The organism is Peptococcus simiae (genome assembly GCF_046569735.1).
GTDB lineage: Bacteria > Bacillota > Peptococcia > Peptococcales > Peptococcaceae > Peptococcus > Peptococcus simiae_A.
Map to the genome: position 1 here is coordinate 1 of NZ_JBKICG010000018.1, position 16,045 is coordinate 16,045.

17 protein-coding genes are annotated in these 16,045 nt (G+C 50.8%); 16 read left to right on the plus strand and 1 reads right to left on the minus strand.

The features are described from left to right. Positions 1-8 precede the first annotated feature (8 nt). The 14 genes from ACLGL1_RS07635 to ACLGL1_RS07700 all read left to right on the plus strand — a co-directional run bounded on the left by ACLGL1_RS07635 (position 9) and on the right by ACLGL1_RS07700 (position 13,898). Positions 9-815 carry a purine-nucleoside phosphorylase gene (locus tag ACLGL1_RS07635; protein WP_411008149.1) on the plus strand — a complete coding sequence of 269 codons (807 nt, stop codon included), beginning with the start codon at positions 9-11 and terminating at the stop codon, positions 813-815. 1 nt (position 816) lies between these two features. Beyond that, on the plus strand, positions 817-1,866 hold the full coding sequence (gene mtnA / locus ACLGL1_RS07640) for an S-methyl-5-thioribose-1-phosphate isomerase (RefSeq protein ID WP_411008106.1): 1,050 nt from the start codon (positions 817-819) through the stop codon (positions 1,864-1,866). After that, positions 1,859-2,428, plus strand: coding sequence for a class II aldolase/adducin family protein (locus ACLGL1_RS07645; protein WP_411008107.1), 570 nt, complete (start codon positions 1,859-1,861; stop codon positions 2,426-2,428). Before mtnA ends, ACLGL1_RS07645 begins: the two co-directional genes overlap by 8 nt. 58 nt (positions 2,429-2,486) lie before the next feature. Beyond that, positions 2,487-3,194, plus strand: a complete 708-nt coding sequence (locus ACLGL1_RS07650) for a hypothetical protein (protein WP_411008108.1) — start codon at positions 2,487-2,489, stop codon at positions 3,192-3,194. Positions 3,195-3,253: 59 nt separating this feature from the next. Next, complete coding sequence (locus tag ACLGL1_RS07655; RefSeq protein WP_411008109.1) at positions 3,254-4,168, plus strand: polyprenyl synthetase family protein; 915 nt, start codon at positions 3,254-3,256, stop codon at positions 4,166-4,168. Then, positions 4,168-4,797: a bifunctional precorrin-2 dehydrogenase/sirohydrochlorin ferrochelatase gene (locus tag ACLGL1_RS07660; protein ID WP_411008110.1), complete on the plus strand. Its 630-nt coding sequence runs from the start codon at positions 4,168-4,170 to the stop codon at positions 4,795-4,797. Before ACLGL1_RS07655 ends, ACLGL1_RS07660 begins: the two co-directional genes overlap by 1 nt. Further along, a complete protein-coding gene (hemA, locus tag ACLGL1_RS07665; protein WP_411008111.1) occupies positions 4,782-6,050 on the plus strand; it encodes a glutamyl-tRNA reductase in 1,269 nt (422 codons plus the stop codon). Before ACLGL1_RS07660 ends, hemA begins: the two co-directional genes overlap by 16 nt. 10 nt (positions 6,051-6,060) lie before the next feature. Next, on the plus strand, positions 6,061-6,996 hold the full coding sequence (gene hemC / locus ACLGL1_RS07670) for a hydroxymethylbilane synthase (protein WP_411008112.1): 936 nt from the start codon (positions 6,061-6,063) through the stop codon (positions 6,994-6,996). An 8-nt stretch (positions 6,997-7,004) separates the two neighbouring features. Next, positions 7,005-8,510, plus strand: a complete 1,506-nt coding sequence (cobA, locus tag ACLGL1_RS07675; protein ID WP_411008113.1) for a uroporphyrinogen-III C-methyltransferase — start codon at positions 7,005-7,007, stop codon at positions 8,508-8,510. Between the two features lie 15 nt (positions 8,511-8,525). Beyond that, positions 8,526-9,512, plus strand: a complete 987-nt coding sequence (gene hemB / locus ACLGL1_RS07680; RefSeq protein WP_411008114.1) for a porphobilinogen synthase — start codon at positions 8,526-8,528, stop codon at positions 9,510-9,512. After that, complete coding sequence (gene hemL, locus ACLGL1_RS07685; RefSeq protein WP_411008115.1) at positions 9,509-10,813, plus strand: glutamate-1-semialdehyde 2,1-aminomutase; 1,305 nt, start codon at positions 9,509-9,511, stop codon at positions 10,811-10,813. The genes hemB and hemL overlap by 4 nt, the downstream gene beginning before the upstream one ends. After that, on the plus strand, positions 10,813-12,141 hold the full coding sequence (miaB, locus tag ACLGL1_RS07690) for a tRNA (N6-isopentenyl adenosine(37)-C2)-methylthiotransferase MiaB (protein WP_411008116.1): 1,329 nt from the start codon (positions 10,813-10,815) through the stop codon (positions 12,139-12,141). The genes hemL and miaB overlap by 1 nt, the downstream gene beginning before the upstream one ends. A 14-nt stretch (positions 12,142-12,155) precedes the next feature. After that, positions 12,156-12,548 (plus strand): YlbF family regulator, encoded by a 393-nt coding sequence (locus tag ACLGL1_RS07695; RefSeq protein WP_411008117.1) that lies wholly within the window; start codon positions 12,156-12,158, stop codon positions 12,546-12,548. A gap of 84 nt (positions 12,549-12,632) precedes the next feature. Beyond that, complete coding sequence (locus ACLGL1_RS07700) at positions 12,633-13,898, plus strand: S-layer homology domain-containing protein (protein ID WP_411008118.1); 1,266 nt, start codon at positions 12,633-12,635, stop codon at positions 13,896-13,898. Positions 13,899-13,954: 56 nt separating this feature from the next. Here ACLGL1_RS07700 and ACLGL1_RS07705 read toward each other — a convergent pair whose 3' ends face one another. After that, on the minus strand, positions 13,955-14,668 hold the full coding sequence (locus tag ACLGL1_RS07705; protein ID WP_411008119.1) for an NAD-dependent protein deacylase: 714 nt from the start codon (positions 14,666-14,668) through the stop codon (positions 13,955-13,957). 93 nt (positions 14,669-14,761) lie between these two features. Here ACLGL1_RS07705 and ACLGL1_RS07710 point away from each other — a divergent pair, with 93 nt between their 5' ends. Next, positions 14,762-15,229: a tRNA (cytidine(34)-2'-O)-methyltransferase gene (locus tag ACLGL1_RS07710; protein ID WP_411008120.1), complete on the plus strand. Its 468-nt coding sequence runs from the start codon at positions 14,762-14,764 to the stop codon at positions 15,227-15,229. 4 nt (positions 15,230-15,233) lie between these two features. Further along, positions 15,234-16,022 (plus strand): prolyl oligopeptidase family serine peptidase, encoded by a 789-nt coding sequence (locus tag ACLGL1_RS07715; RefSeq protein ID WP_411008121.1) that lies wholly within the window; start codon positions 15,234-15,236, stop codon positions 16,020-16,022. The last annotated feature ends 23 nt before the right edge of the window (positions 16,023-16,045 follow it).

A 16,045-nucleotide genomic window follows, 5' to 3' on the forward strand; every position in this document is an offset into this window, starting at 1 on the left:
AAAAGACCATGGAAAAGCCCGTCCCGCAAATTTTACAAGCCATCGCTGACCAAAAGCCGACCCTTGGCCTCATCCTAGGGTCCGGTTTAAATAGTATCGCTGACCGGATTGACCAGGCCCGCGCTATCCCTTATTCAGATATTCCCGGCTTTAAGGCCTCTACAGCCCCCGGTCATCGTGGCCAGCTCATCTGCGGTCAATTGGCCGGGCAAAGCATCCTGGCCATGCAGGGCCGGTTACATTACTATGAGGGCTATGACCTAACTGATGTGGTTTACCCGATTCGTCTGATGCAGCAGCTGGGCATTAAGACCCTGATTGTGTCCAATGCCGCCGGTGGCATCAACGAGCGCTTTTCCGTCGGTGACCTCATGTTGATTACCGACCACATCAACTTCACCGGCAACAACGCCCTCATTGGGCCGGTTGCTGAAGGGGAACTCCGTTTTCCGGATATGACCTATGCCTATGCACCGGCGCTGCGTGATAAAGTCCGGCAAGCCGCCGCTCGCCTGGACATGCCCCTCCAGGAAGGGGTTTACGTTGCGACTTCCGGGCCGAGCTATGAAACGCCGGCAGAAATCCGGGCCTTTCGCATCTTGGGCGGGGACGCAGTGGGCATGTCTACCGTCCATGAGGTGACAGCAGCCAATGCCCTGCAAATGCAAGTCGTTGGTATTTCCTGTATTGCCAATATGGCAGCCGGTATCCTGCCCGACCGGTTGACGGAAGAGGATGTCCTGCGGGCCGGCAAGGCTGTCGAAGAAAAATTCTCGAACCTTATTATTGAAACGATTAAAGACCTGGAGGGGTAGCATGAATAGCGGTGCTGGATTACCAGCTGTGATCGACTATAACCGTGAAAGCAATACCATTACCATCATTGATCAAAGGCGGCTGCCCATGGACCTGCTTTTAAAGGACCTCAAGACCATTGATGATGTTTACCTGGCTATTAAAAATCTTGAAGTGAGGGGGGCACCGGCCATTGGCTTGGTCGCTGCCTACGGTTTGGTCTTATATGCCCACACCATCCGCACGGATGACCGCCTATTTTTCTGGGGGCAAATGCGGGGGGCAGCAACCTATCTTAAAAGTGCCCGGCCAACAGCGGTTAACTTATCCCGGGATGTCGATGTGGTCATGTCTGCTTTCCAGCGGTTAGCTGGGGCGCCAGTCGATAAAATCATCAATGATATTGAATTTTGTGCAAGCCTTCTAAAAAGCGCCATTAAGCTAGCTGAAGAGGCCATCGGCCGGACCGGGGCCAGCCTTCTGGAAGACGGTGACCTGGTTATGACCCATTGTAATGCGGGGGTCCTGGCCACAGGAGGGGTCAAAGGCACAGCCTTGGCCCCCATTTACAGGGCTAAGGAAGAGGGAAAGGCTGTCTCTGTGATTGCCTGCGAAACAAGACCGGTCCTGCAGGGGATGCGGTTAACCGCCTTTGAATTGGCCAAGAGCCAGGTACCGGTCCGGCTGATTACCGATAGCATGGCCGGAATCTGCATGAAGACAGAGCCTATTAAGGGCATCTTTGTCGGTGCAGACCGGATCACTGCCAACGGCGATGTAGCCAATAAAATTGGCACTTATGGCTTGGCCGTTTTGGCCCAGGCCCATGGCATTCCCTTTTATGTCTGCACCCCGACCAGCACCATTGACCTATCCTTGGCAAGTGGCAGCATGATTCCCATTGAAGAGCGGGATCCGGAAGAACTTACCCAGCTCTGGTTTAAAGAAGACATGCAGGTAGATGGCGTGACCTACTATAACCCGGCCTTTGATGTCACTCCCTATCAGTTGATTACAGGGGGAATTATTACGGAACACGGCTTTTGGAAGCCAGAGGCAAGCCATGGTTAACTGGGCAGCTGAAGATGACTTAATCCGGGCCTGCCATCTTTTGGCAGAGACCGGTCTGGTCACGGCCACAGATGGTAACTTGAGCAAGCGTACTGACCAGGGCTTAATGATTACCCCTACAGGCCGGGCAAAGGCCCTTCTGCAAGGTAAGGACCTCTGTTATTTGGATGCGAATGGGGAAATCCTTGAAGGCCCGGGTCCCAGCCGGGAATGGGCCTTTCATCGGGCTATTTATATGGCCAAACCTGAGGTTTTAGCCATCTGTCATGCCCACCCGGATTTTGTGACCGCCTTGGCCTCCCAAGACCTGGCTAGGCATGAACGCTTCCTGTTTGATGCTGAATTACGCTTTCCCCAGTTGGGGTATATCGAAAAGATAACCCCGGGCAGCGCAGACCTGGCCAGGGCTGTTGCTAAGGCCAGCCTGTCGGCCAATGCCTTGCTGCTGGCCAGCCATGGGGCCATTACCTGGGGCCAGTCGGCAATGGAAGCGGTTCAAGAAATGGCTGCCCTTGAACGGTGGGCCAGGACGGTCTTTATTTTGCAAAGGACAGGTATATAATTTATTTTTCTACCCTGCTGTGTTACAATTAATCAATAGTGGAAAAGGAGGGGTAGTCATGCTGACAAAAATGAACACGCCTATTATCAAATCATTACAAAGGGAATTTATTGTAACGGGAAAGTCTATCTTTGCTGAATTTCCAGAGGAATTCACCTGCTTTGAGGTCATGAGTGCCTTACAGATACCCAAACTCCTATTTCCCGAAGCCAAAAGCCCAGACCGGGCCTTACGATTTGTTGCAAATAATTCATTGGTCTTTTTAGCTGTAAAGTCGCACATTCTAACTATGGAGTTGGCCTATTCAGAAAGTAGTACTAAGCTTGAAATGGCTATTTTAACCGGCGATTTATTGAGCAGCCGGTTTGCGCAAAGAATGATTGCAGAAGGGGAATTTGACTTGCTTAGGGGCTGGTTGGAACGCCTACTTCCCTTCTATACTGAGCTAACGAAGATGAGTTTGGAAAGGGTCCCAAAAGCCATCCGAATGCTGACCTATCCAGAAGCATTACTAAATTATGAAATAGCCATCGCTGCTGATTACCTGGATGATTTTGGTAGGACCCCTCAGCTTGTCCAAGACCATATTAAAGATTTGGTCCAGGGCTTGGTTCATGGCAACTGGGAGCTTTTTTTGTCGGCGGTCAGGCAAACCCCATCTCTTTATCAAGCCACTCAAGAACTCATTCGCCTGCAAGAGGAGTACCAAAAGATACCGCTTGTTCAATTTTCTATACCTGCACTGGAGGCCGAACAGACGATATGAAGAATATCCTTCAACATAAATTTTTGAAAAATAGACTTCGGAAAGTAGAAGACTATCTTATGACGTTCTTATCAACTGATCCGGAATTTATCAGTGTCCAGGCTAGAGGTAACTTAGCTGCCGGTGGTAAACGCCTGCGGCCGGCTTTTGTGCTTATGTCTTCAGAGTATTACAATCGTTTTGACGGCAACATAATCAAAGTAGCTGCGATGCTAGAGTTAATACATATGTCATCCCTTATCCATGATGATATTAATGACAATGCCTATTTAAGGCGGGGACGTCAAACGATTCATGCCAGCTATACCAATGATGTGGCAGCTCATGTTGGTGATTATATCCTGATCAAGGCCCTTAGACATATTTTCGATGTGCCGGACTTTGACCGGATTTTAGATTTAATTGCTGATACGGCTGTTGAAATGTGCAAGGGCGAAATTGCCCAATTGAATTCCATGTTTGATGTTGAGCAAAGCATTTCTGACTATAATTACCGGATAGAACGGAAGACGGCCCTCCTCATTGCCATCTGCTGCCAGATGGGTGCTGTGATGGCCCATGCCGGCAAGAAGGACGAGGAGGCCTTCTACCAATACGGCTACCACCTGGGCATGGCCTTTCAAATGAAAGATGACCTCCTTGACCTCTTAAATAGCGATGCTGAAGTGGGCAAACCGACGGGCAAGGACTTGGAAACAGGCCTTATTAACCTGCCCACCATTTTGCTTTTAAATAAAGACTTCCCTGAAAAAGACCAGGTGAAAAACCTTATTGACCAGCGCTTCCCGAACGGCGAAGCCGATATTAACTTCATCGTTCACTTGATTAAAAGAGAAAATGCCTTTAAGGAGACAGAAGCCATTATCCTAAACCATATCTCCGAGGCTAAAAAAGTCTTAAGCCAACTGGAAGCCAAGCCTATCGTGGGCCTGATGCGGGACGGGGCTGACTTTATTTATGAAAGGGCCTACTAATGTCCTTTAACTATGTTATCCACTGTGACTTGGCCGCTGCCAACTGTTTGATTGTTGGTGGAGGAAGGGTGGCCTTAAGGAAGGTGCAGACCCTCCTGGAAACCGGGGCCCAGGTCACAGTTGTTGCACCGGATTTTTTATCGGACCTGGCAGGCATCCAGCATGAGCAGTTACACTGCATCAAGCGGCCCTTTGTGATGGATGACCTGGCCAACCGGGACCTTGTCTTTGTAGCAACCAATGATCGAGGGCTGAACGAAGAGATTGCCGCTGCCTGTCGGGACCGGCACATTCCTGTTAATGTGGCGGATAGTCGGTTGGAAAGCAGTTTTATTGTGCCGGCCCTCCTCCAAAAAGAGGACCTGCTGATTTCCATCGCCACCAACGGTAAAAACCCCGGCTATTCCCGGGCCCTAAAAGCCTACTTAAATGATCAGATTGACGACAGCTTTTTAGAGGCTCTGGATATCTGGTGCGCTGTGCGCGATAGGGTAAAAGAGGAGGTTCAGGGCCAGACAGAGCGTGAAAAGCTCTTAAGGCAGCTATCCCTTGCCGATTTAATCAAAGCGATGGAGGCAGGGTCAAAGGAAGATGTGTATAGAAGGGTGATAGAATGTCTATTATTGTAATAGGCTTAAATCATAAAAGTGCGCCGGTAGAAGTGAGGGAACGGGTTTCTTTGTCGCGTCCCCAAATCATCAAGCATAGCCCGGTCGTGCGTGATATTCCGTCCTTGAGTGGATGCGCCATTTTATCCACTTGTAATAGGACGGAAATTTATTGTAATACAGATAATATCGACCAAGCCATCCAGGATATTATGGACCTGGTGGCTCAGAGAAGTGGCTTTAGCATAGAGGAGCTTCGCCAATACATTTACATATTCCAAGACGAGGAGGCCGTTAAGCACCTCTTTACGGTGTCTGCCGGCTTGGATTCCCTTGTCCTTGGTGAGTGCCAGATCCAGGGACAGGTCCAAGATGCCTATGATATCGCTCTCCAGGAACATCTTTCCGATAGTATTATCAATACGCTCTTTATGAATGCCCTGACCGTTGGCAAGCGGGTCCGGACAGAAACCCAGGTGGACCGGCAGGCGGTGAGCATCTCCAGTGCAGCGGTCGAAATGGCTAAGGCCTTTTTTGGGGCCTTGGAGGGGAAAAAGGTCCTGGTTCTTGGTGCCGGTGAAACCAGTGAGCTGACCTCCCGGCACTTGGTCAGCAATGGGATTTCAAGCATCATGGTGGCCAACAGGACTTTTGAACGAGCCCAATGGCTGGCTGAAGAGATTGGCGGCCAGGCGGTCCGCTTAGACCACCTGCAGAGCTTCTTGCCGACAGCCGACCTGATCATCAGTTCGACGGCATCACCAAAATACTTCATCGAGGCCAAGGACCTGGCCCCTCATATTCAGAGGCGGCAGGACCCCCTCTTGGTTATTGATATTGCTGTGCCCCGGGACATTGACCCGGCAGTCGGTGATTTGCCGGCGGTCACCCTGTATGATATTGATGACCTACAAACGGCCGTCAACCGCAATAAGGCTTACCGGGCCAAGGAGGCCATAGCTGCCCGGGATATCGTACAAGAGGAGCTAGAAGACTTCCTCTTTTGGTTGGACACCCTTTGGGTTATTCCGACCATTGTCCGGATGCGGGACCAGTTGGAAGAAATCAAAGAAAAAGAAATTCGTAAGGCCCTCAACCGGATTGACCACCCGAGTGACCGTGAAATAAAGATTATTGAGCAAATGGCCAATGGCATCGTCAACCAATGGCTGCACACACCGATGACCAATATGAAACGGTTGGCCGGTCGGCGGATTAATGAAATAGATTGTTATATTCAAGCCATTAATGACCTTTGGGATTTAAAATCGTAGGGGGAAGCGTATGATAGCTAAAAATAAATGCCGGGTAGGGACCCGGTCCAGTCAGTTGGCCTTATGGCAAACTCATCACGTCATTGAAGCCTTGCAGGCTCATTTTCCGGAAACTGAATTTGAAGTGGTGGAAATGTCCACCAAGGGGGACCGGATCTTAGACCAGGCCCTATCGGCCATTGGGGACAAGGGGCTTTTTACCCGTGATTTAGAAGAGGCCATGCACTCCGGGGCCATTGACTTTGCCGTCCATAGCCTAAAGGATATGCCTTCTATCTTACCGGATGGGCTAGGCCTGACCGCTATGCTAAAAAGAGAAGACCCAAGAGATGCTCTCTTGGCTAAAAATAATGTTAAGTCCATAGAGGACCTGCCGGCCAAAGCCATTGTTGGGACCAGCAGTTTGAGACGGAAGGCCCAGCTTTTGGCCAAACGCCCGGACCTGGACGTGAGAGACCTGCGCGGTAACGTTCAAACCCGGGTTCGGAAGTTCGAAGAGGGGCCCTTTGACGCCGCGATACTCGCTGGCGCCGGCCTACACCGGATGGCCATGGAAGACCATATTTCAGCCTACCTGCCCCTTGGCCACTTCATCCCGGCTGTCGGCCAGGGGATTGTCGTTGTTGAGTCCCGCTTGGACGATGACCTGATGCTGGATATGCTGGCCCAAATTAATGACAAGGAGGCCCAAACCTGTTCTGCAGCAGAACGGGCCTTTATGCGGCGTCTCGAAGGGGGCTGCCAAGTGCCTATAGGGGCCTTGGCCAGTATCGAAGGGAAGACCATGACCCTACGGGGCTTTTTAGGCCGGGTCGATGGGTCTGAGGCCATCATCAAGGAAAGACAGGGCACAGTGAATGAGGCGGAAGCCCTAGGGCGGGCCTTGGCTGAAGAGATGCTAGCCGGGTCTGGACAAGCCATTTTGAATGATATTCGCAAAGGATAGGAGTGGTTATGAATAAAGGAATTGTATACCTAGTTGGTGCCGGCCCCGGTGATGTCGGCTTATTGACCCTGAAGGGCCTAAAAGCCATCCAAGAGGCGGATGTCATCGTTTATGACCGCCTGGCAAACCCCCGCTTACTGAGCTTTGCCAAGCCGGGCTGTGAAATGATTTATTGCGGGAAAACCCCAGACCACCACACCTTAAAACAGGAAGAAATCAATGCTCTCCTGGTAGACCTAGCCGGCAAGCATCAAGTCGTCACCCGCTTGAAGGGTGGGGACCCTTTTGTTTTCGGGCGAGGCGGAGAGGAGGGGGAGGCCCTTTACCGGGCCGGTTATCCCTTTGAAGTAGTACCGGGGATTACTTCTGCTATTGCTGTCCCGGCCTATGCAGGGATTCCGGTTACCCACCGCCATTTGACCTCTACCTTTACGGTCATCACCGGCCATGAAGATCCTACCAAGGATGACAGCCAAATCAATTGGCAGCGTCTAGGGGAAGACCCGGGCACTTTGATTTTCCTCATGGGGGTCGGTCGTCTCCAGGGGATTGTCCAGCAGCTGATGCGGTACGGCAAGGTGCCGGAAACCCCAGTGGCCTTGATTCGCTGGGGGACCAGACCGGAACAGGCGACCGTTACCGGTACCCTAGATACCATTGTCGATATCGTTGAAAAAGCTGGCTTTACTTCTCCGGCCATCATTATCATTGGCGAAGTGGTGAAGATGCGGGACACCCTGGCCTGGTTTGAGCAAAAGCCCCTCTTTGGACAACGGATTCTAGTGACTCGAGCCAGAGAGCAGGCAAGTGCCTTATCTGAACAAATTGAAGCCCTGGGCGGCGAGGCCGTTGAAGCCCCGATGATTCATGTTCAAAAGCCCAAGGATGAGGCGCCTCTGTTGGCAGCCATAGAAGACCTGGCCCGCTACCAGTGGATTATTTTCACCTCCACCAATGGCGTCCGCTGCTTCCTAGAGGCCTTGATGGCCAACGGCAAAGACGTCCGGGCCTTGGCCGATGCCAAACTCTGCGCCATTGGGACCAAGACCGCCCAGGTCCTCCTGGACAAGGGCTTACGGGTAGAAGTGGTGCCGGAAGTCTTCCGGGCTGAAGCTATTGCTGAAGCCTTACAAGGCCGGATTGCCAGCGGAGATGAAGTGCTGATTCCCCGGTCCAGCCTGGGCCGGCAAGTCCTTATCGATGAGCTGGAAAAAATGGGCGCTACCGTCCATGACGTGGTGACCTATGAAACTGTCGAGGCGGATTTACCTGAAGGTGGTCTTATTGGCCTCCTGGAAGCCCGGGACCTGAGCGCCGTCACCTTTACCAGCTCCTCAACGGTCCACAACTTTATGAAACTCCTTGGCAACCGCTTAGACCTGCTTGAAAATCTTAAATTAGTCTCTATTGGGCCGATCACGACCAGTACCTTGGCCAAATATGACCTGAAGCCTGATGTGGAGGCAGAAGTGTATACGATAGATGGTGTTGTAAACGCCTTAAAGACTTTATAAAAAGGAGTAAGCTCCATGAAATTGACTCATCGCATGCGGCGTTTGCGTCGGACCCCGGCCATTCGTCGTATGGTACAAAATGTGTACATTCACCCTGAAGATATGATTTATCCGATTTTCGTGACCGAACTGGCCGACCAACCCCAGGAAGTAAGCTCTATGCCCGGCGTTTACCAGTTCCCCCTGGACCATGTCCTTAGCGAGGTTGACCGCTGCGTCAAGGCCGGCGTCGAAGCCATTATGCTTTTTGGCCTGCCGGCTGAAAAAGACCCTCAAGGGACCCAGGCCTATGCTGAAGACGGGATTGTCCAGCAGGCTATTCGGAAAATCCGGGTAGCCTATCCGGACCTCATTATCAGCACAGATGTCTGCCTGTGTGAATATACCAGCCATGGCCACTGTGGGCTGATTAGCTCCGAAGGTCAAGTGCAAAATGATGTTACCCTTGATTTACTGGCTAAAACCGCCGTCAGTCATGCCCGGGCCGGGGCAGATATCCTGTCTCCTTCAGATATGATGGATGGCCGGGTCGGGGTCATTCGCCAGGCCCTGGACGAAGCCGGTTTCGAGCATGTATCCATTATGGCCCACTGTGCCAAGTTTGCCTCAGCCTTTTACGGTCCCTTTAGGGATGCTGCGGACTCGGCCCCTCAATTTGGCGACCGCAAGAGCTACCAGATGGACCCGGCTTCAGGCACCCGCCAGGCCTTACAGGAAATCGCCCTCGATGTAGATGAGGGAACAGACTTTATCATTATCAAGCCGGCCTTGGCTTACCTGGACCTAGTCAACCAGGCAGCTGAAAACTTTTTACAGCCGATTGTCACTTATAATGTGAGCGGTGAGTATACCATGGTTAAAGCAGCCGCCCAAGAGGGCTGGATCGATGAGAAACAGGTTGTTCTGGAGATGATGAAGGCCTTTAAACGGGCCGGAGCCGATATTATCATCACCTATCATGCAATTGATGTAGCCACTTGGCTCAAGGAGGGACAAGAATGAGTCTCAGTTTCAAAAAATCACAAGCCGCCTATGAAGAGGCAAAAAAGGTCATCCCCGGTGGGGTCAATAGCCCTGTCCGTGCCTTTAAAGCAGTTGGTAACCATCCGGTCTTTATTAAAAGTGGCCAAGGGGCCCATGTGACCGATATTGACGGCAACGAACTAATCGATTATATTTGCTCCTGGGGTCCCCTTATTTTTGGTCACAACGATCAGGCCGTTCAAGAGGCTGTTTTATCTGCCGTTCAAAATGGGACCACCTTTGGCATGCCGACTGAAATCGAAACCGTCATGGCAGCCAAAATCATCGAACTCATACCCTCCATTGAGAAGGTCCGGATGGTTTCTTCCGGGACCGAGGCAACTATGAGCGCCTTACGCCTGGCCCGGGGTTATACCGGCCGGGAAAAGATTGTTAAGTGCGGGGGCTGCTACCATGGCCATGCTGACCACCTCTTAATTCAAGCCGGGTCTGGGGCCATGACCTTTGGTGTGCCCTCTAGCCCGGGTGTACCCGAAAACATCGCCAAAGAGACCCTGACGGCCGCCTATAATGATATTAATAGTTTTAGAAAGCTCTTTGAGGCCTATAAGGACCAAATCGCTGCCGTTATCATCGAGCCCATTCCCGGGAATATGGGCCTTATTTTGCCTGACCAGGGCTTTTTAGAAGACCTGCGCACCTTAACCGAAGCCAATGGGACCCTCCTTATTTTTGACGAAGTCATTTCCGGCTTTAGAGCCTCTTTAGGCGGGGCCCAAAAGCGGTTTAATATTTTACCCGACCTGACCTGCCTGGGTAAAATTATCGGTGGCGGCCTGCCGGTTGGGGCCTTTGGCGGTAAGGCCGAAATCATGGACCACTTGGCCCCCTTTGGGGAGGTCTACCAGGCTGGAACCCTGTCCGGGAACCCCCTGGCCATGACAGCCGGCTACACCACCCTGTGTGAATTGCAAAAAAGAGACCCCTATGCCCAGCTGGAAGAGAAGGGTAAGCAATTAAAAGAGGGCCTGGAAGAAGCCGCTCAAAAACACGGTGTGCCCGTCACCATTAACCACCTGGGGTCTCTGCTCACCGTTTTTTTTACGGACCAACCGGTGCATTCCTATGCAGATGCTCAAACTTCCTCAACAGAAGCCTACCGGATTTTCTTTGAAAGCCTTTTAGCAGAAGGCATCCACTTACCGCCCTCCCAGTTTGAATGCTGGTTTATCTCGACAGCCCACCAGGATAGCGACATCGAAGCCACGCTGAAAGCAGCCGATCAAGCCTTTAAGGCCGTTGCTGAGGCCGGTCAATAATGAGCAAGGGATCTTTTTACTTTCAAACTTATGGCTGCCAAATGAATGAGCATGACTCTGAAATTATGGCGGGCCTTTTAGCCGGCCAAGGCTATACCCCGACAGACCAACGGGATGAGGCCGATATCATTATTATCAATACCTGCTGTATCCGGGAGAAGGCGGAGCATAAGGTCTTAAGCCTCTTAGGTGAACTCCGGGGGCAAATTGAAGCCGACCCGAATAAGGTAGTGGCTGTGTGTGGCTGTATGGTCCAGCAGGAAGATATTGTTCCTAAAATTCGCAAGGCCTGTCCCCACGTCAAGCTCATTATCGGAACCCATAATTTTCACCGGATTGCTGAATACATTGACCGGATTCGGGAAAGTAATGAAACCATTTGCGATATTCCGACTGATGAGCTTTTGATTGAAGAAGCCTTGCCCACTATGCGGGAATTCCCCTTCAAGGCCTTTGTCAATATCACCTATGGCTGTAATAATTACTGCACCTACTGCATTGTTCCCTATGTCCGCGGCCGAGAACGGAGCCGGGATATGGTGGATATTTTAAATGAAGTCCGGTCCCTAGTAGCAGATGGCGTGAAAGAAGTGACCTTTTTAGGGCAGAATGTTAACTCCTATGGGAATGACTTGGATGATCCGGAGGCCCATTTTCCCGGCCTTCTACGGGCTGCTGACCAAATTGAAGGCCTAGAGCGAATCCGCTTTATGACCTCCCACCCGAAGGACTTGAGCCAGGAATTGATTGATGTCATCGCCGATAGCCGGCATATCTGTCATTATATCCACCTGCCGGTCCAGGCTGGCAGCAGCCGGATTCTCCAGCGGATGAATCGCCGGTATACGAAGGACCATTACCTGACCTTGGTTGAAGCCATTCGTAAGGCCATGCCTGAAGCAGCGCTGACAACGGATATCATCGTAGGCTTTCCAGGTGAAACGGAAGAGGACTTCCAGGAAACCCTGGATTTAGTCGAAAGGGTTGGCTTTGACAATGCCTTTGCCTTTGCCTACTCTCCCAGGGCCGGGACCCCGGCAGAAAAGATGACCGACCAAATTCCTCTGGAAGAAAAGAAGGACCGGCTGGCCCGTCTCAATGACCTGCTCGCCAAATGGTCCTTGAAGAAAAATCAAGCCTATCTCGGGAAAACGGTTAAAGTTTTGGTAGACGGGGTAAGTAAAAGTAACGATTGCGTGCTTAGTGGTAAAACCGATACTGGGAAGATTGTCTTATTTGCCGGCAATGAAGAAGCCATCGGTACCCTAGCCGACATTCAAGTAGAGAGTGCCCAAACCTGGGTCCTCAAAGGAAAAGCAGTCAAGTAAGCGGAGGTATAACATTGAGTATTTTAGATAAAGCCAAAGAATTAGCGGATGCCATTTCTGAAAGCCCGGAACTTCGTCGGGTAAAAGAAACCGAACTCCGTATCATGATTAATATGGATGCCCGTGAAATTGTTGAAGAATACCAAGGCATTCAAACCGATGCCATTGGTAAGGGCTTAAATTACGAAGATTTGCCGGAAGAGACCAAACAGCGTCTTCAAGAACTGGAAAAACAAATGAACGACAACGATATCATTAATGAATATCTGTCTGCGAACCAAGAGTTAAACCAGATTTTGGAATCTGTTAATATGGTCATTACCAACGCCTTAAACGGTAATGAAAGCGATTGTTCCAGTTGCTCCAGCGCCAGCGGCTGTGGCGGAAATTGCCCATCCGGTCATTAATTGATCATCAAGCCGGCAGAAATCATTGGATTTTTGCTGGCTTTTTTACATTCAAAAATAGCTCAAGTGCAAGGGCGTGATGATATGAAATTGAGATGGTCTTGTTTACCTATTTTTCTCCTCATCGGTTTTTTTATGCTTCCTTATCCGGCTTGGGCGACTTATTCTTCCACAGAAGAAGCCGTCTACACCCTTTTGCAACATAATATCGTTAAGTTAGAGCTCCCGGCCAAAGACTTGGACCGGTCTCTTAACGACCTAGGCATGACCTATGCGGCCTTTGACGGCTACAAGCATAGCCTAAAGTACTACTATTACAAGGAAAAGCCTGAAGAGTATTACGTCCACGTCATGCTCAACCCCAATGAAGGTGAAACTCGCCAGGCTGTTTTCGACCGCATTCAAAAAATCCGTTCAGAAGCCTTAGCCATGCCGGGACCGGTCCTCCAGCTGGAATTTGTTAATAATTACTTAATCCAGCACATTGCCTACGATGAGGCTGTCTACCAAGACTTCCTCGCCGGCAAAGAGATTGAAGACCTGTCCTCCTGGTCAGCTAAGGGGGCCCTGGTTGACGGCAAGGCTGTTTGTGAAGGCTATGCCGGCGCCTTTATGCTCATCTGTGACCAGTTAGGGCTTCCCTGCGTCAAGGTAAATGGTGAACTGAATGGGATTCCCCATACCTGGAATAGTGTCTTTATAGAGTCTATCCAAGACTGGCTCAATGTTGATGTGACCAACAACGATCCGGGAGAGGCTAGGGTGCCGGATCATTTTAAAAGCCACTTGTTCCTGATAACAGATGACCAACTGAGGCACTATGGCTATAAGTGGAGCCCGGAAAAATCCCAGGCCATTAAGGATATTCGCTTTCCCTATATGATCGGCCGGCAACTGGACTTTCTCCGGAAGGATGGGATTATTGTCGGTCGGGGCGGGGCTGATTTTGCCAGTGCGGCCCCCTTGACCAGAGAAGAGTTGGCCGCGATTATTGTCCGCATTGCCGGTAAAAACTGGCATAAGCCAAGCGATCTGAGCCCCAGCCCTGATGTGTCCGACTGGGCCCAGGAGAGTGTCCAGCTCTGCCGGCAGCAGGGCTATATGATTGGCTATCCTGACGGTAGCTTTAAGGGGGCCAACCCAGTCAGCAAGCGGGAGTTGGCAACCATTGTCTTGCGCCTGAAGCAAGTTCCGGCCAAGACCTATACCTGGGATTCAGCCGAACAGGTTGCTGTATCAGAAGGCCTCCTAAGCAGCGGCCGCACCAGTGGTATCATTACCCCGGTCGCCAGTCGGGCAGATATCTTTGACATGCTCTACCGCCTGCTGACTTCTCATTCACAAGTCTAAATAGTAAAAGTCCCAAAACTGGATGCTCACCAGTTTTGGGACTTTTGCTTGTCCATCTAGTCGCCGCAGAGGGTTTCACCAATGCCTGCATGGATGACCAGGTCAGCCTTGCCGTCTCGGGGCGTGGCTTCTTTATTAATCAAGACTAGGGTATCCCCCTTGAAGTAGTCCAAGAGGCCGGCAGCCGGGTAAACCACAAGGGAGGTCCCGGCAACAATCATCATATCTGCCGTTTCAATGGCCCGGACCGATTCAATTAAGGTCGTCGAATCCAGGGACTCTTCATAGAGGACGACATCCGGTTTAATTACCGCATTATCTTTAGGACAGTGGGGGATACCGGAAGTGCCGGCGATAAAATCCAGGTCATAGAAAGTGCCACACTGGGTGCAGTAGTTTCGCAAGACAGACCCGTGCAATTCAAAAACCCGTTTACTGCCCGCCATTTGGTGGAGGCCATCAATATTTTGAGTGATAACGGCCTTGAGTTTGCCCTGGGCTTCTAATTCAGCCAGCTTTTTATGGGCGCAGCTGGGTCCATTGTTAGGGGCTAGGGAAAAAGACCGGTAAAAGTCAAAAAATTCCTCTGTGTGCCTTTCGTAAAAAGAGTGGGAGAGCATGGTCTCCGGAGAATACTTAAAGTCTTTTCGGCTGTAGAGGCCATCTGGGCTTCTAAAATCAGGAATACCGCTTTCTGTCGAGACACCGGCCCCGCCGAAGAAAACAATATTATCATGTGTATCTATGAGTTTTTTTAGTTCGGGATGCATAGGATCACCCTTTCTCTTGTACGCAGCCCTAGGGATTATGTTACAATAAGCATAGCTTGAAACCAGTCAACAGTCAAAGAAAAGAGTTGGAACGTGTATAATATTGTCTTATTTGAACCGAGAATCCCGCAAAACACCGGTAATATTGCCCGGACCTGTGCCGTTACCGGTACAGCCTTGCACCTCATCAAACCCTACGCCTTTACCATCACGGAGAAAAACCTGAGACGGGCCGGCTTGACCTATTGGGATATATTGGATATTTATGAATATGAGAACTTTGATGACTTTATCCAGCGTAAGGGGCCCGGCACTGTCCATCTCTTATCCAGCAAGGGGAAGACGGCCTATACGGAAGCCCTTTTTCAGGATGGCGATTATTTATTTTTCGGCCGAGAGGATACAGGGGTCACCCCTGAGATTCATGAAGCCCTTAAAGCACACGAATGGCGCATCCCTATGCTGGATATCCCAGAAGCCCGCTGCCTAAACATCGCGACATCCGTTGGGATTGCCTTATTTGAAGCCTTGCGCCAAGACAGCTTTTCGCATTTGAGGTGATGATATGTCTTTTCCCCTTAGCCCCCATGTCCAGACTGAAAGCATAGAAATTGCCGGCATTCCCGGCTATCGCTTTAAAGCAGAGGCCTGCCGGAAACCTTACCCCACCCTCATTTTCTACCATGGCTGGCAGTCTAATGCTGACCGGCAACGTTTTCGGGCCGGTGTTCTGGCTGCCTTTGGCTACCAGGTCTTTATTTTTGACGGTCCCATGCATGGTAAGCGTGGCCATGTCGAAGACACCCCGGAGAATATTTTGCGCTATTTTTGGCAGGTCATTGACCAGGAAGTGGCAGAGTTTCCAGTCATATATGAAGAACTGCTGGAAACCTTTGCAGCTGACCCTAACCGCTTGGCCGTTATGGGCCACTCCATGGGGGCCTTTATCAGCCTAGCCCTCATGACCCAATACCCCTACATCAGCTGTGGGATTGGCTATAATGGCGCTAGCGACTGGTCCTTCATTGAGGAAAACCTGGCCATGAACTACCGGACAACCCCTGAAGCCATCAAGGCCGGCCGGTCCCCCCTAGGCGAAGTAACCTATCAGCCCAGTCAATACAAGCCCCTGCAGGCAGCGGATAAGCTGGTTAACCGCCCCCTTTTCTTGACCAATGGGGCAGAGGACCAAACCATTCCCCTTGCAGGCAACCTTCGACTAGCTGATTATTTGCAGGTCCATAATAGCGAAGAGGGTGTCTTTAAACACGAAATCTATGAGGGCGTCGGCCATATTGTGACAGATGGGATGCTGGCAGACGGCTTAAACTTTTTAAAAGAGCATCTGAAATAGGAATATTAGCTGATAATACATAT

Coding starts and splice junctions, on each gene's coding strand:
- ACLGL1_RS07635 (WP_411008149.1), top strand. CDS start 9: ATGGAAAAGCCCGTCCCGCAAATTTTACAAGCCATCGCTGACCAAAAG.
- mtnA (WP_411008106.1), top strand. CDS start 817: ATGAATAGCGGTGCTGGATTACCAGCTGTGATCGACTATAACCGTGAA.
- ACLGL1_RS07645 (WP_411008107.1), top strand. CDS start 1,859: ATGGTTAACTGGGCAGCTGAAGATGACTTAATCCGGGCCTGCCATCTT.
- ACLGL1_RS07650 (WP_411008108.1), top strand. CDS start 2,487: ATGCTGACAAAAATGAACACGCCTATTATCAAATCATTACAAAGGGAA.
- ACLGL1_RS07655 (WP_411008109.1), top strand. CDS start 3,254: ATGACGTTCTTATCAACTGATCCGGAATTTATCAGTGTCCAGGCTAGA.
- ACLGL1_RS07660 (WP_411008110.1), top strand. CDS start 4,168: ATGTCCTTTAACTATGTTATCCACTGTGACTTGGCCGCTGCCAACTGT.
- hemA (WP_411008111.1), top strand. CDS start 4,782: ATGTCTATTATTGTAATAGGCTTAAATCATAAAAGTGCGCCGGTAGAA.
- hemC (WP_411008112.1), top strand. CDS start 6,061: ATGATAGCTAAAAATAAATGCCGGGTAGGGACCCGGTCCAGTCAGTTG.
- cobA (WP_411008113.1), top strand. CDS start 7,005: ATGAATAAAGGAATTGTATACCTAGTTGGTGCCGGCCCCGGTGATGTC.
- hemB (WP_411008114.1), top strand. CDS start 8,526: ATGAAATTGACTCATCGCATGCGGCGTTTGCGTCGGACCCCGGCCATT.
- hemL (WP_411008115.1), top strand. CDS start 9,509: ATGAGTCTCAGTTTCAAAAAATCACAAGCCGCCTATGAAGAGGCAAAA.
- miaB (WP_411008116.1), top strand. CDS start 10,813: ATGAGCAAGGGATCTTTTTACTTTCAAACTTATGGCTGCCAAATGAAT.
- ACLGL1_RS07700 (WP_411008118.1), top strand. CDS start 12,633: ATGAAATTGAGATGGTCTTGTTTACCTATTTTTCTCCTCATCGGTTTT.
- ACLGL1_RS07705 (WP_411008119.1), bottom strand. CDS start 14,668: ATGCATCCCGAACTAAAAAAACTCATAGATACACATGATAATATTGTT.
- ACLGL1_RS07715 (WP_411008121.1), top strand. CDS start 15,234: ATGTCTTTTCCCCTTAGCCCCCATGTCCAGACTGAAAGCATAGAAATT.